This window comes from Streptomyces sp. NPDC104814 (assembly GCF_055583185.1).
In genome coordinates this window covers 40,771-55,114 of sequence record NZ_JBVJOL010000011.1, presented here as the reverse complement: position 1 = coordinate 55,114, position 14,344 = coordinate 40,771, and the positions used below count along the sequence as shown (strand labels likewise).

The following is a 14,344-nucleotide window of genomic DNA, read 5'->3' as shown; positions in this document are numbered from 1 at the left end:
AGTGGCAGATGAGCGAGCCGTGGAACGGTCCGGGCGGCCAGACCACGCGCCACCGCGGCACCCAGGTGCCCGGCGCGCGCGGGCCCGGGGCGGACGGCGGCCGCACAGCGGGCCCGGACGGCAGGCGCCGTACGGCGGACCGGCCGGCGTCCCGGGGACCGGAGCGCCGGGGTGACGGCACCGGCCCGCACGGACGCTCCCGCCCGCACGGCAGCCCACGGCGGCGGTCCCGGCAGCCGAGCCGGGGCAGGCGGCTGCTGAGGGCCGCCGGCATCTGCCTGTCGTTCCTCGTCCTCGTCACGGCCGGCGTCGGCTGGTGGTTCTACGAGCACCTGAACGGCAACATCAACAGCGTCTCGCTGGACGGCAAGGGCGGCACGGAGACGGCGGACGCCTTCGGCCGCACCCCGATCAACATCCTGGTCATGGGCTCGGACGGCCGGACCAGCGAGGAGGACTGCAAGCTCGGCGGCGGCTGCGCGAAGACCGGGGTGCAGACCGGCAGCAACGCGGATGTGCAGATGGTGGTGCACATATCCGCGGACCGCTCCAACGCAACCGTGATGAGCATCCCGCGCGACACGATGACCCAGGTCCCGGCGTGCAGGAACGCCGAGACCGGCCGCTCGACGCCCGGCTACTACGGCCAGATCAACAGCGCGCTGGAATACGGCCCCGCGTGCCAGGTGGCCACCGTCCACCAGCTCACCGGCATCCCCATCGACCACTTCGTGAAGCTGGACTTCTCCGGCGTGGTGAAGATGTCCGACGCGGTCGGCGGCGTCTCGGTCTGCGTCAGCGACAACGTCTACGACACCTACTCGCATCTGAAGCTGTCGCGGGGCTCCCACACGCTCAAGGGCGTGGCGGCCCTGCAGTTCGTCCGCTCGCGGCACGGCTTCGGCGACGGCAGCGACCTGGGCCGTACCGTCTCCCAGCACATCTTCCTCAGCGCGATGCTGCGGAAGTTCAAGAGCGCGGGCACGCTCACCGACCCCACGGCGGTCTACGGCCTCGCCGACGCCGCGACCAAGGCGCTGACCGTGGACGACGGCCTCGGCAGCGTGCGCAAGCTGGTCGCCCTGGCGACGGACGTGGACAAGGTCCCGACCAAGGCCATGACGTTCACGACGATGCAGACGGCCCCCGACCCGCGCAACCGCGACCGTGTGGTGGTGGGCCCGGGCGCGAGGACCCTGTTCGCGACCATGGCGAACGACCAGTCGCTGTCGGCGCCCCAGGGCGCGAAGCCCTCGACGGCGGCCTCGCCCGCCGGTGACGCGTCCTCCGAGCAGTCCACGCCGCCCGTCCCGGCGTCGCAGATCGCGGTGACGGTGGAGAACGGCACGCCGATCAGCGGCCGGGCCTCCGCGGTGGCGTCGGCGCTGACGGAGCAGGGCTTCAGCCGCAGCGCGGGCACGGCGAACGCCCCGAGCCGCGCCGCGGCGACGACCCTGACCTACGGCTCGGGGCAGAAGGCGCAGGCCGAGACGGTGGCAAAGGCGCTGAACCTGCCCACCTCGCACCTGAAGGAAGGCTCGGGCACGGCCCTGACCCTGGTGATCGGCAGCGACTGGCCGTCCGGCACGAGCTACCCGGCCACCGCGTCCGCCCCTGCGGACACCAAGGCGGCCACGGCCGACGCACACGCCCAGACGGCCGACCAGGCCAAGACGTGCGCCAAGGTCAGCCCCTACAAGACGGTGGAGCTGAACGGCGTACCGATGACTCCGGCGCAGGCGTACGCGGCGGCCCGGTCGAAACCGGACTCGGACGCGTGAACCACCTCACCTACTCGCTTGCGCAACAAGGCAAGTAAGATGGGCCACCCAACTCACGGAGGACCGCATGCTCCGCAACGGCCTTGAGCCCTGGCACCTGCTGATCGTGGCGATCGTCATCATCGTGCTGTTCGGCTCCAAGAAACTGCCGGAAGCCGCCCGCGGCCTGGGCAAGTCCCTGCGCATCCTCAAGAGCGAGGCCAGGGCGATGAAAACGGACGCAGACACCCCGACCCCCCTCACCGAAGCGACCGAACGGTGAGCATCGGCTGAGCGTGGCCGACGGGCCCGTGGATGTCGTGCAGGACGGTACTGGTCACCCCCTGACCGTGGGACCGAACACGACGGGCGGCGCCGGCGCGTGACCACGGCCCGGCCCCGACCGGCGCCGTGGTCATGGGCGGCATCTTTAGCGGGCCTCGGAGCGGTAGTCACGCAGATAGACACGCAAAACGAATCGGACCCACCTAGGAACGTTCCTAGGTGGGTCCGACCTTGTACTTCACTGTCGGGGTGGCGGGATTTGAACCCACGACCTCTTCGTCCCGAACGCGATCAGCGCCGCCGTGACCTTGTATGGGATCTCGCCCGCCTGGTCACTGGCTTGTGGCAGCAGTCCACTAGCGTCCGTATCGATCCGGGAGTGGATGCAGCGGTTGGCCCCCCGTTTGGCCCCCGGTGCCAGCCACCCGCTCGCAGATGAGACGAGAGACGCGGCCACTGACATCGCGCAGCGGGCAGCTATGGGGAAGACCTGGGCTCGCTGGACGAGGGACCTCCTTCAGCATGGGCAGCCGTCGCCGAAGGGGTGCGCCCATCTGAGGGAGTTGTTCGATTGCTTCTGAGGGGGCATCAGGGGAAAATGTTGGACTGAGACACCGGGGGTGCTAGCGCAGTCTCAGTAGGGTGGGGGGTATGGGCGAGAACAGTCGGGCATTTGGATCATGGCGCTTGCGGGGTGGCCGCTACGAGCAGCCTGGCCTGCCTGTCGAGGTCTTGGCCGAGTTCGCCAGATATGAGCGCTTGGTGGTGGATGTCGCCCGGGGGCTCTACAAGCAGCGTCACGCATCACGGCAGCGTGTCCCCAGGGGGTTTGCCTCTTCCTTCTCGCTTCGTCTAGCCGACATTCAGCGAGGTAGTGTGGTCCCGGTCTTGGAGCGGACCGACGTTGAGGCTGACGTGCTATTCGATGATCGCGAAGCGGGGATTTTTGAAGAGGCGCGGATTGTAATTCAGGATGCATTGCGGTCCATTCAGCACGGGTCCGGTATCCCGCGCAACTTTCCGCCGCACGCACTGCGTGAATTCTCCCGCTTCGGGAGGAGTCTGCAGGAGGATGAGGTCATCGAGTTCGATGGCGGCTCGTCGAATACTGTTGTTTACTCGCAATCTGTCCGTCGCCAAATCCATGAGCTAGCGCGTCTCGAAAGGTTCGAGATTGAGACACTAGTCTCAGGGCAAGTAGTCAGTGTTAGCCCGGACAAGGGAGTCTTCGAGTTTCGTCTGACTCGTGGCGATAAGGTTACAGGCCGCTTTTCCTCGGACGATATCGTCCCAGATCTCAAGCAATACCTTGACTTGTCAACAATGGCACCGACTGTTGCCCTCAACGCTGTGGCTATTCAGTCGATTGATGGGCACGTCATCGAAATTCAGGATGTCCTGTCGATTGAGCCGGTTCTTCCGGCGGAGTGGTCGGATCGCCTTTCCGAGTTGCATGATCTTGAAGCTGGCTGGCTGGATGGTGTCGGGCAGCAGGTGAGCCGCAAGGTTCTGCGAGAGGTGGAGTCACTCCTGCTCGAGTTCCTGGACGAGCAAGTGCAGCGTCCCTTTATCTACCCGACGGAGCATGGGGGCGTACAGCTTGAGTGGCCCTACTCGGCCGGCGAGGTGACGCTAACGGTTACGGCAGATGAGAAGGTCGAGGCGTACGCCTTCTCCAAGGAAGACGATCGCGAGAGTGACCGCACTTTCCACTGGCGACAGTTGAGTGAGATTACAGAGTTCGTGATCGGGGGGATCACTGAATATGCCGACTGACGGCCCGAACCTTCGTCCTGGTGAGTCCGAAATAACGGATCAGGAAGAGAGGCTGTGGCGCCAAGTCCATCCGGTCTGGGTCCATGATGGGCGAGTGACCAGCCAACTCTTCAGTCCAACACCTAAGGACTCGGGCGAGCTGTCCGTGACGCGGGCTTCGATCGTTACCGCGGAAGCCGCTCATCAGCATCACACCGAGGTGATGGGCCTTAAGTCAGTTGGCGTTTATTGCGTTGACGTTGCCGAGGTGCAGGACGTCGGTCTCAGCGCCGTTGACGACTCTCAGGTTGACGACGGCGAGCAGCGTCCTCCGGGGCATGCTTTTGTGGACTACAAGGGCGTTCCTAGCCCGAAGCAGCAGAAGCGACGTGCCAGTGTCTTGCGCGATAAGGCCGAGAAGCGCGGTTGGCAGTTCGGGCCGACGGACTGAGAGCCGGGCTAAGCTCGTGGTGCCGCGCTGATCAGCACCACGTGCCTGTTGCTGCCGCTCATCAGGGGCACTGACGATCGACCGGGTGGGCGGTCGCGTCGGGCATTGGCTGTGGTGCCGGAGTTTCATCGGTAAATCCGTGTTCCGCGGGCCGCGCGGCTCGCTGGGCGAGCCATCCGGAGACGCGTGGGCCGCCATTTACCGCAACGCCCTTGAGTACGGTCCGGATGTGCCTGAACCCCTGGCGCAGGTAATACTCCTGAAGCCTCTCGTTCGTCGTCCACGCGTCCAGACGCAGCCACTCGGCGCCGGCGCGATAACCCCGGTCTGCCGCCCAGTCGAGCAGGCGGCCACCCAAATTTCGTCCCGCATGGGTGCGAGCCACAGTGAGCTTGTTGATGAAGAGGGATGGTTGGCCCAACTCTTCCTCAGTCCACAGTCCCGCCTCTGCGTCGGGAGTCAAGGTGATGGTGGCCGCCGTAATGTCTCCGTCCCTCACCATGAAGACGGTGCCCGCCTTGATGGACTCGAGAAGCTTGTCGGCCGGGTACGGTCGCTGCCACTGATCGGTTCCGAGGCGGGACAGCCAAGCTGCTGCCTCTTCCCGAAAGGCCAGCAGCTTGGACAGGTCCTCAGGTTGCGCAGAAGTGATTTTCACTGGGGCTCATTCTCTTGCCGGGCGGACAGGTCGCCGATCTCGTAGTTCATCCGGTTCAGGTCGCCGCGGAAGGTCGTGATGGTGCAGCGGATGGGCCGCTCCGCCGAGTAGCCGGTACGCGTCCAGAGCAGTACCGGAACGCCAGGTCCTGTCTCCAACAGTCGCGCTTCTTCAGGCGTTGGCATGCGGGTTGCGATCTCATCGAAGTAGCCGACTTGTTCAATGCCCCGGCTCGCCAGGTACCTGGTGGTGCCCTCTTCGATGTCGCCGGGCTCTGCCAAGCGGGGCGACTCATCAGCCAACCAGGCTGGGTAGTACGTCGCCTGCGTCGACCACGGCACGTCATCCACGTACCGGTGGCAGAAGCGCAGGACAGTTTTCGAGCCGACTTCTACCCTCAACCGCTGCGCGATGCCGTCAGAGGCAGGAGACACCTCAACGCGAAACGTTTGGTGCGGGCGGCGACCGGCAGCCGTCACGTCGGTGCTGTACGCGTCGCCATTCTGCGGGAACTGCAGGTTCTCGAACTTGGACGCGTTGAGTTCGAAGACCTCGTGAGCCCGGACGTCATAGCCAAGCCCCTGGCTAGACGTGATCAGACCCTCGCTGACCAGCAGGCTAAGGCCGTTCCGCACGGTGTTGCGGGAGGCATCGAAGCGTTGCTGTAGCTCGTTCTCGGACGGCAGCCGCGACCCCGGCGGGAACGTGCCGTTGTCGATTTCTCGTCGCAGGGCGTCAGCGACCTGGCGGTACTTCGGCTGCTTGTTCATGCCCCCATCATGACGCACTCGCGCAACTCGTTGGTACATGTAGCTCCGAATCGCTTGACGACTCACTGTCCGTGGGTGCAGCATCACTGCATCAGCTCGTACCTACAAGCTGAGCAGGAGGTGCAAGACCTCTAAGTCTGCCCTGCTGTGCTGAGAAGCGCCCGAGGAAAAGCCCCGCGGTGGGCGAGTACCGAGGAAGCGCCTGTGGACTTGAAAACTGAACAGTGATCGTGCGGAGCCGACGCGAGAGCGGCGGTCGCGGTAGGTGCCTAGGGCGAGGGCCCGGGGGCAAACCGCTGTGATGGACGCGGCTCTCCCTCTACGCGCTTGGCAGGCGCCACCCGGTGTCGGGTGTGGGGCAGTACAGCGGGGCTCCAATGCACGTGGCGGCAAGAGTGAGACCGCCCCCGTGACGGCCGGGTGAAGCCGTTGGCGGTACGCCAACCTGCACCGACTCGTGCAGACCGCCCTGCTGGTGTCAGAGCAGTGACGATGACGCGCCCGACTCTTCCGGCTCGGGACCGGTCCTGCCGTTGCCACGGCGGACCGGTGAAGCCGTGACCCTGCGATCTGCGGGAGGTCGGTGTGAACCGACGACATACCAAGGCGCCGCCGGCGGGACCGGCCGGCGGCGCCCATTACGCACTTCGGTCCGTCCCTGGCTTCGCAGCGCTGCGCTGCGGCCGGCTGCCTCTCCTGCCCGACCGGGGCCGCGCTTGCCGCGGCAGTCCGTTCGGGCGGGGGTGCGGGGAGCCGCGAGGGGCTTCACAACAAGTCGAGAGGACTGTCGATGGACCGCTTGAAGAAGGCCGCCGCCGACAACCGCGAGGCCGCCGCCGTGCAGCGCGCTCACGGCCGTGAGGACGCGGCCAAGCGTTACGAGGCTCGGGCGGAGGAGCTGGAGTCCGGGAAGGTCACCGACTGCACCGACCAGGTCAGCGGCCTCATCACCTGGGCCTTCCGCCGCCGCTGACCTGCGACCGCAATCCCAAACGGCGCGCGCCCCCCGGAGCGGCAACTCCGGAGGGCGCTGTCGGGCCGTTCAACCTGTCGAGAGGAACCACGACCCATGAGGCACATCGTTGCTGTTCAGGCGCCTGTTACCGCCGCTGATGAGTACGACCGCGAGCCGACGGCCGCGGAGCTGGACGCCGTCGAGGGCGAGATGCCGCTGATCCTCGCGGAGGTCGAGCTGCTGGACGTGCGCATCGCGCTGATGGACCGCACGCCGAGCGAGCTGGACAAGCGGCGCCTGCGCACGGCACTGCACCGGGTACTGAGCGAGCGGGCGGTGCTGGCCAACCGCGCGAGTGCCGGGGAGGCAGCGTGAAGGCGGGGAAGTTCACGGCTCAGATGTCCACGCGCTCGGGCCGCTGGCGCCTGTACGTGGCCCTGCTGAACACGAGTGCACCGTGGCCTGAGCACAACTTCGGCCGTGTCGCTCCCGTGCCAACGCTCACGGAGCGCGCGGAGGCGCTCGGCGCGCTCGGCTTCGAGGTGGCGCAGGGCGCGGGCTGGGAATGGATCGAGGACAGCGAGATGTTCGCCGACCCTTCCTCGCCGGTGCTCCTGATCGCCAGGACGACCGTTCAGCCGACCGGCGATAGGGGCGCGGCGTGAACAGTGTTCAGATCCGTTCAGCGGAGAAGGCGTTGTCGGTGGGCACGTGGCTGATCGTGTGCGGCGCGATGCTGTACTCGATCCTCACCGTCACCCCACTGATGGCCGCACACACCCCTGAGAAGTGGGACTGGACAGCCCCCATCCTGCCCCTAGTGGTGGACGCCGCGGTGGTGATCGTGGTCCGGCTGGACTCGGTGCTCGCCCGCCTGGGCGGGCACGGCGGCGCCTGGCCCATCGCCCTGCGGTGGATGACCGGTGTGATGACCCTGGCCCTCAACACCGCCGACTCCGCGCTGAAGAAAGACCTGGTCGGCGTGGCCGTGCACGCGGTCGCGCCGCTGCTGCTGATCGTCACCGCGGAGACCGGGCTCGCCTACCGCCGCGCCATCACCACCGCCGTCATGGCGCTGGAGGAGCGGCAGCGGGCCGAGCGTGAGCGGGCCGAGCAGGCCGCCCGTGAGCGTGAGGAAGCGGCCCGCCGGCAGGCCCGGGAGGAGCGCGAGCACGCCGCCGCGCTGGCGCGTGAACAGCGTGAACACGAGGCCGCCCTGGCCCGCGAACAGGCCGAGCGGGAGGAACGTGCCCGCCGCGAGGAGATGGAGCGGGAGGCGGCCCGCGAGAAGGCCGAGCGCGAGGAGCGTGAACGCCGTGAACGCGAGCGTGAACAGCGCGAGCGGGAGCGTGAACGCGCTGAACGGGAAGCCGCCCAGCGCCGCGAGCGGGAGGCTGCGGAGCGGGCCGAGCGTGAACGCCGTGAACAGCGCGAGCGCGAGGAGCGGGCGGAGCGTGAACGCGCCGCACTGCTGGAGCGCGGGCCGGCCACCGAGAAGCTCGCCGAGGACGAGGCACGCTCGATCGTGGCCGCCGCGTTCGGTGCGGGGCTGTCGGTGCGCTCGGCTGCGGAGCTGTGCGGCTGGTCGGTCGGCTGGGTCTCCTCCCGCTACGCCGAGCACCGCGACCCGAGCACGGGCGGGGCTGAACTGGCCATCGCGAGCCGCTGATGGCCACCATCCCCGTCTACCTGTGGCGCCTCGCCCCTGACGGACTGGCCACCCGCCGCCAGCTGCGCGCCCACGGCTTGCGGCCCGGCGGGCAGGACGTCGCCGCCCAGCTCGAACGGCCGCGGCGACGGCGCGGCCCGCTGGTCGCCTACCTGTACTCGATCGAGCAGGCCAAGCCCGTACGTCCGATGACGCCCGCGAAGTGGACGGCACTGGAGCGGGCGAACGCCGCCCGCCGCACCTGCCCCGAGTGTCGCCGGGATGCCGGATACGTCATCCCCGCCCAGCTCGGCATGTGCACCACCTGCGCCTTCCCCGAGGAACAGCGCGCCGCCTGAAGCTCATTCGGCAGGCCCGGCCGGCACTTCTCACGGCCCCGGCCGGGCCCTACTCCGCGAAGGAGTGCACTCAGCATGACGGAACTCAGCACCGAGCCGGTAGCCATCGAGGCACCGGCCACACCGCCCCCGCCACCGCCCGAACCGGCACCCGCCCCCACGGCCCCGGCCGTGGAGGACGTTGAGCACACGCCGGGCGGCTGGCCGGTCGTTCCGCTTGCCCTGTCCGGGGCGAACACGACCGTGGGCATGGTCGCCACTGCGTCCCTGGCCGGCGGCCCCATCGCCGCGATGGTCGCCGCCACCGGGGCGGTCGTGCTCGGCACGGTCGCAGCCACCCGCTCCCGCAAGCCCAATAACCGTCGCGACGCCATGCGTGCGGCAGCCCGCGCCGCCGGCCGCGCGGCTGCCCGCACCACCGGCCAGACCCGCAAGAGCGGGAGCGCGGCGGGAGGCGGCAGCCGCGGCGCCACCGGCCGCAGCAACGGCGGCCGGGCCGGTCGCGGTCACGGTGGCCGGTCGGCGGGGCGGCTCGGTGGTGTGCCGGGCCAGCACCGCCGCAACTCGGCACCGGCCGGCCGCAACGGCAGCGTCTCCATCGGCAAGCCCGGCACGAAGCCCAGCCAGGGCGTCGCCAAGCAGGCAGCCGGCGCGGCGGGGAAGGCCGCGGGGCGCCTGGGGCAGGTGAAGGCGCTGCGGTCGGCTCAGCAGGCCGCGGCGGGTTCGCGGGCCGGGCAGCGGGCGCAGACCACTGCGGCTCGCCGCGCGGTCGCCGACGCCCGTCGCCAGGCCAAAGCCGCGGCAGGCGCAAGCCGTCTGAGCAAGCGCAACGGCGGTTCCGGGGGCGGTTCCGGTCGTCTGCTCGGGGGCACTGCTCGCAAGGGCCGCGCCCTACGCGATGCAGCGATCAACAAGCAGCGTGCCAAGCGGGATGCGGTGACCGGTGGCAAGGTCGCCGCGCAGCGCGCCCAGGTGCGCAAGGCACCCGCGCGGAAGGCGGCCCGCAAGGCGCTGCGCCGTTCCGCGGCCCGCTTCCACGGCCGGCGCCTGCTCGCCGCCCTGCTCGCCCTCCCCCTCGGGCTGCTGGGCTGTCTGACCACGCCGCTCGGCCGCAAGCTCAACATCCCCTGGCTGATGCACCCCGGTCGCCGCCTGTACCGGCGGCTCACACAGACGGCTGCCGAGCAGCGCGCCGAGCGGGATGAAGAGATCCGCCAGGAGCAGGCCGAGCAGGAAGCCGCCGCCGACGCACAGGCGGAGCAGGACGGCACGGACGGCATCGCGGACGGCGTCGAGCGGCCCGCGGCCACGGTTCCCACCAGCAGCACACCTGATGAAGGAGAGCAGATGCCCCTCGTTTCCGGGTTCCAGTTCGAAGACCACGCCGTCGACATGCTGGCCGCAGCCAACACCTACGAGCCGGACGGCTGCATGGAGATCCTGCGCATGGTCGAAGGACTGCCGGCCGCACTCGAATGCATCGCGAGCGTGATGAAGATCCTCGCCGAGCGCTCCGACAGCGAGTTCCCGCTGGAGAAGCAGGTCGCCGACGGCTTCAACGACATCTACGGCGCCCTGAAGGCCGCCGTCGCGGTCGCCGAGGACATGGGCCCGATGTTCCGGCAGGTCCACGAGAAGGACATCGCCCGCCACGAAGACCCCCGCAACGGCCACGAAGCCGAGAAGGGCTGGAACGTCTGATCATGGCCACCACCGCCACCGCCAACCAGAACGGCAGTGGTCCGGTGCTGGACTGGGCTGCCGGTCATGGACCCGTGACCGGCGCCCTGTCCGCCACCACCGGAGCCTTCGCCGTCGCCACCACCGGCGCCGCCACCGCCATGCCCCCCGGCTGGGCGCTCGCCGTCGGCGCGGCCGGCGCCCTCGGACACACCGTCGCCGGACTGCGGTGGCGCAACGCCGGCCGCACCCTGGCCACCCGCGCCGCGTCCTGGCTCGTCGGCGCCGGATGGACCACCTGGGCCATCACCCACGGCCCCCTCACCTGGGCCGCCCTCGGCTCCCTGGCCACCATCGGCGTCGGCATCGGCGCCGCCGCCCGCTCCACCGCCCTGTACGAGGAAGCTCGCGAGGAGGAGGCCATCGCGGCGGAGCAACGGCAGATTGCCCGGGAGCTGTCCGCCGAACGTCGGGAGATCGCCGCGGAGTGGATCGACCGCATCCAGCGGGTCTGCTCCATCACCGTGCGCGTGGTCGGCGTGGAGAAGTGGCCGACCGGCACCGGCTACTCCCTGGATGCCGAACTCCCGCCCGGCGGCGCGACCTGGTCCAAGATTGCGGCGGAGTCGGCGCGGCTGTCGGCGGATGCGCGGCTCCCGCACGGTTGCACCGCCACCGCTTCCCCCGGCGTCCACCAGGGCCGCGTCATCATCGACGTCACCACCGCCAACGTTCTGCAGGAAGAGCGGACCTACCCCACCGAGTACGGGCCGCTGTCCGTGCACACCGGCATCCCCTGGGGCTACCGCACTAACGCCGAGGAGATCCGGGCGTACCTGCGCGAGCAGTGCGCGCTGGTCGTCGGTCCCACGGGCTCGGGTAAGACGAACCTCGTCCATCTGATCCTGGCCGGGTTCGCCCGCGCCGAGGACATGCTGACCTGGGTCATCGACCTCAACGCCGGTTCGGCTGGCCTGCCCTGGGTCCTGCCCGCCCTGAACGGCGAGGTCACGACCGAGGACGGCAAGGCGGTGCGGCCGGGTATCGACTGGCTCGCCGGGACCTACGACGAGGCCATGCTGATGCTGGACACGGCGGTGCGGGTGGCCAAGCAGCGAAAGATGGCCTATCAGGACCTGCTCGCCAAGGCCAACACGGACCTGCTCCCGATCAGCGCCCGGATTCCGCAAATCATGCTGGTCATCGATGAGGGTGCCGAGATCCTGGCCAGCCCGGACCGGCAGATCCGCAAGCTGGGCGAGAAGATCCTGGAGGTCATCCGGATCGCCCGTGCCATGGGCGTGCGCACGGTGCTGACCGCGCTCGGGGCGACCGGCACCGTGCTGGGCAACCTGATGATCCGCCGTGAGGCCAAGGTGCGCGTCGCGCTGACCGGCGGTGAGACCGAGGGCATGGACCTGTCCAAGATGTTCCCCGGCTCGCGCGGCCTGCGCGTCGACCAGGCCCCCTACAAGGGCTCTGGATTCATGAGCACCCCGGAGTCATCGGCCGCGCTGTTCAAGGCGTGGCGGATCCTGCCGAACCAGATTCGGGACATCATCGCCGCCACATCCGACCGACACCCGCGCCTGGACGAGATCTCCGCGAAGGCGGCCGGCCCCGGCTACGCCCGACGCTGGGACACCGACCGCACCAACTGGATGCGCGACCACACCCCCAGCCCAACAGCCGTGGACATGGCCCCGGGGGCAGGGGCGGCCGGGGCTGAACATGTCCGCGCTGCGCGGCGAGTCGTCCGGAGAGGGTTCGGCGGAGGACGAGATGCTGCGCCGCTTCCGCGAGCAGATCGACGCCCAGTTCGCCACCACCACCGACCCCCACACCCCCGACCGCCGCGAGCCTCCGGTGGCCGGGCTGAACCTGTCCGCGCTGCGGGGCAAGCCCGACAACCCCGCGCAGGACGCCGCGCTCGCCCTGCTGCTCGCCGCCGGCCCCGACGGGACCGGTGCCTCTGCCATCGCGCGAGCGCTCGCCGACGAGTACGGCACCACCCGTCAGACGGTCGTCGGCTGGCTCAAGGACTGGGCCGAGGACGGCACCGCCGTCCGCGTCGGGGAGGGCACCAAGACCCGGTACGTCCACCGCCGGCACGCCCCCGAACAGCCCTCCGATGGCTGATCGCTTGTCGCTTGTCGGCTCGCCCCGGACAAGGTCCGTCAGCGGCTCTCAAGGGGCCGGAAACGGCTTGTGACCTGCAAGGCGACAAGCGACAAGACAAGACAAGCGACAAGCCAGACGACAAGCCGCACGACAAGCGACACGACAAGCAAGGCACGGGCAGCCACCACCGCCGAGGGGGCTGCCCGCCGCGTTGAAGGGACCACGTTGTGCACCCCTACACCCCGTACGAGATCACCACCGCTACCCCCCTGGCGGCCCGGCCAGTCACCTACGGGCCCGGTTGGCAGGGACTGGTGATGCTGCCCGAGGAGATGCCGCCCGGCGTTCAGATGGTCACCCTGCCCGGCGGCATCCGCACCCTCGCCTACACCCAGCCGCCCACCGCCCCGGCACCGCCCGCGGCGGCGCCGGCCGGGCAGCCGATCCCGGCATGGGCGAAGACCACCGCGCTGCTCGCACCCACCGTCGGGCTCGGCGTGGGCGCCGCGTCCGTCGGACTCTCCTACGCCGCACCGGGATTGATCGCCATGACCCACGCCCTGTGGTCCGCCGCCGCGCTCATCGTCGCCGCGGTCGTCGCCGTCCCCGTCCTGCTGCGCTCGGGGCGGCGCGCGACGGCACCGACGCAGATCACGCAGAACATCACCGCCACCGGCCTGTTCGGCCGGGCCAACGGAACCATCAACCACCACTGACAACGCCAAAGGCGGCCCCCTCGTCTCGCCAAAGTCGCGGGGCCGCCCCTGTCAGCCAGAACCCATCAAGGAACTGGAGACCTCCAGCATGCCCGAACCTGCCGGCATCGTCACGGCCGAACTGACCTGCCTGCCCTTACTCGCCTCCGCCCTCGCCGCCGCCGAGCGCGGCTGGCCCGTGATCCCCCTGCATCCGCGCGCCAAGCGGCCCGCCGGCCACCCCGAACGCGCCTGCCCCGGCACCGGACGCTGCGCCAACGGCCACCGCACCCCGGAACAGCGCGCAACCACCAACCCCGAGCTGATCCATGCCACCTGGGCACAGCGGCCCTACAACGTCGGCATCGCCACCGGCCCGGCCGGGCTGCTCGTCATCGACCTGGACCCGGTCAAGGCAGACGAGCCGAAAGGAGCGCCTGACGGCGCCACTTCCTTGCAGGCGCTCTGCGAGCGCGCCGGGCAGGCGCTCCCCGACACCTACCGGGTGCGGACCGCGCGCGGTGAGCACCTCTACTTCACCGCCCCCGCCGGGCTACGGCTGAAGTGCAGCGTCGACCGCCTCGGGCCGCACATCGACACCCGCGCCTGGGGCGGCTACGTCGTCGCCCCCGGCAGCACCACCCCCGACGGCACCTACGAGGTCGCCCACGACGGCCCTGTTGCCGAACTGCCCGCCTGGCTCACGACGTTGCTCACGGAGCCCGAGCGGCCCGCTGCGGTGCCGGTACGGGTGCACGACGGCACCCGCGCCGCTCGGGTGGCGCTGGAGCGCGAGTGCGCCGTCATCGCCGCGGCGACCGAGGGCGGGCCGATGGGCCGCAACGCAACGCTGTACCGCAGCGCCTGCAAGGTGGGGCGCTTCGTGGCGTGGGGCGACATCCCCCGGCACGTGGTGGAGGAGGCAATCCAGGGGGCGGGGGAGTCCACCGGTCTGCCGCCGGCCGAGTGCCGCGCCACCATCCGCAGCGCCCTGGACTGGATCACCGCCCACGCCACCCCACGGGAGGCAGCGTGACGGCCCCGACTCCCCCCGCCCTGGATTGCCCCACAACAGCCCCCACCGGCCCGGCCGCCGCCCCACAGGCTGTGGACGCGGCTGCCGTGGGCGAGCCGAAAGGCGCCGCCCGTCAGGGCGTCCGAACTGCTTGTGGTCCTGACCCGCGGCGTGGTGACGGCCGATACCCCG

At 69.7% G+C, this 14,344-nt stretch carries 14 protein-coding genes and 1 pseudogene; 13 read left to right on the top strand and 2 right to left on the bottom strand.

All coding sequences use genetic code 11. From position 1 onward, the window contains the following. Positions 1-8: 8 nt before the first annotated feature. The 4 genes from ACZ64A_RS30260 to ACZ64A_RS30245 all read left to right on the top strand — a co-directional run bounded on the left by ACZ64A_RS30260 (position 9) and on the right by ACZ64A_RS30245 (position 4,251). Entirely contained in the window at positions 9-1,781 is a 1,773-nt protein-coding gene (locus ACZ64A_RS30260; RefSeq protein WP_469814894.1) for an LCP family protein, read from the top strand. Positions 1,782-1,848: 67 nt separating this feature from the next. Beyond that, on the top strand, positions 1,849-2,043 hold the full coding sequence (gene tatA, locus ACZ64A_RS30255; protein WP_469814892.1) for a Sec-independent protein translocase subunit TatA: 195 nt from the start codon (positions 1,849-1,851) through the stop codon (positions 2,041-2,043). A gap of 653 nt (positions 2,044-2,696) precedes the next feature. After that, complete coding sequence (locus ACZ64A_RS30250) at positions 2,697-3,821, top strand: hypothetical protein (RefSeq protein ID WP_469814891.1); 1,125 nt, start codon at positions 2,697-2,699, stop codon at positions 3,819-3,821. A gap of 94 nt (positions 3,822-3,915) precedes the next feature. Further along, positions 3,916-4,251, top strand: coding sequence for a hypothetical protein (locus ACZ64A_RS30245; protein WP_469814888.1), 336 nt, complete (start codon positions 3,916-3,918; stop codon positions 4,249-4,251). A gap of 61 nt (positions 4,252-4,312) precedes the next feature. Here the strand turns inward: ACZ64A_RS30245 and ACZ64A_RS30240 are convergent, their stop codons facing one another. Next, positions 4,313-4,909, bottom strand: coding sequence for a GNAT family N-acetyltransferase (locus ACZ64A_RS30240; protein WP_469814886.1), 597 nt, complete (start codon positions 4,907-4,909; stop codon positions 4,313-4,315). Further along, on the bottom strand, positions 4,906-5,679 hold the full coding sequence (locus ACZ64A_RS30235) for a GntR family transcriptional regulator (protein ID WP_469814885.1): 774 nt from the start codon (positions 5,677-5,679) through the stop codon (positions 4,906-4,908). Before ACZ64A_RS30235 ends, ACZ64A_RS30240 begins: the two co-directional genes overlap by 4 nt. Before the next feature lie 790 nt (positions 5,680-6,469). On the opposite strand from ACZ64A_RS30235, the gene ACZ64A_RS30230 reads away from it, so the two are divergent. From ACZ64A_RS30230 to ACZ64A_RS30190, 9 genes and pseudogenes are all read left to right on the top strand, one after another. Further along, positions 6,470-6,652 (top strand): hypothetical protein, encoded by a 183-nt coding sequence (locus ACZ64A_RS30230; RefSeq protein WP_469814883.1) that lies wholly within the window; start codon positions 6,470-6,472, stop codon positions 6,650-6,652. Between the two features lie 96 nt (positions 6,653-6,748). Then, complete coding sequence (locus tag ACZ64A_RS30225) at positions 6,749-7,009, top strand: DUF6284 family protein (protein WP_469814882.1); 261 nt, start codon at positions 6,749-6,751, stop codon at positions 7,007-7,009. Then, a complete protein-coding gene (locus ACZ64A_RS30220; RefSeq protein ID WP_469814881.1) occupies positions 7,006-7,299 on the top strand; it encodes a DUF6303 family protein in 294 nt (97 codons plus the stop codon). The genes ACZ64A_RS30225 and ACZ64A_RS30220 overlap by 4 nt, the downstream gene beginning before the upstream one ends. Then, positions 7,296-8,303 carry a DUF2637 domain-containing protein gene (locus ACZ64A_RS30215; protein ID WP_469814880.1) on the top strand — a complete coding sequence of 336 codons (1,008 nt, stop codon included), beginning with the start codon at positions 7,296-7,298 and terminating at the stop codon, positions 8,301-8,303. Before ACZ64A_RS30220 ends, ACZ64A_RS30215 begins: the two co-directional genes overlap by 4 nt. Then, positions 8,303-8,641: an RRQRL motif-containing zinc-binding protein gene (locus tag ACZ64A_RS30210; protein WP_469814879.1), complete on the top strand. Its 339-nt coding sequence runs from the start codon at positions 8,303-8,305 to the stop codon at positions 8,639-8,641. Before ACZ64A_RS30215 ends, ACZ64A_RS30210 begins: the two co-directional genes overlap by 1 nt. A gap of 75 nt (positions 8,642-8,716) precedes the next feature. Continuing rightward, complete coding sequence (locus ACZ64A_RS30205) at positions 8,717-10,342, top strand: hypothetical protein (RefSeq protein ID WP_469814878.1); 1,626 nt, start codon at positions 8,717-8,719, stop codon at positions 10,340-10,342. Positions 10,343-10,344: 2 nt separating this feature from the next. Then, positions 10,345-12,460 (top strand): annotated as a pseudogene (locus ACZ64A_RS30200) (hypothetical protein). A 209-nt stretch (positions 12,461-12,669) separates the two neighbouring features. Beyond that, the gene (locus ACZ64A_RS30195; RefSeq protein ID WP_469814876.1) at positions 12,670-13,158 is read left to right on the top strand and encodes a hypothetical protein; all 489 of its coding nucleotides are present in this window, start codon (positions 12,670-12,672) and stop codon (positions 13,156-13,158) included. 88 nt (positions 13,159-13,246) lie between these two features. Beyond that, on the top strand, positions 13,247-14,173 hold the full coding sequence (locus tag ACZ64A_RS30190) for a bifunctional DNA primase/polymerase (protein WP_469814875.1): 927 nt from the start codon (positions 13,247-13,249) through the stop codon (positions 14,171-14,173). The last annotated feature ends 171 nt before the right edge of the window (positions 14,174-14,344 follow it).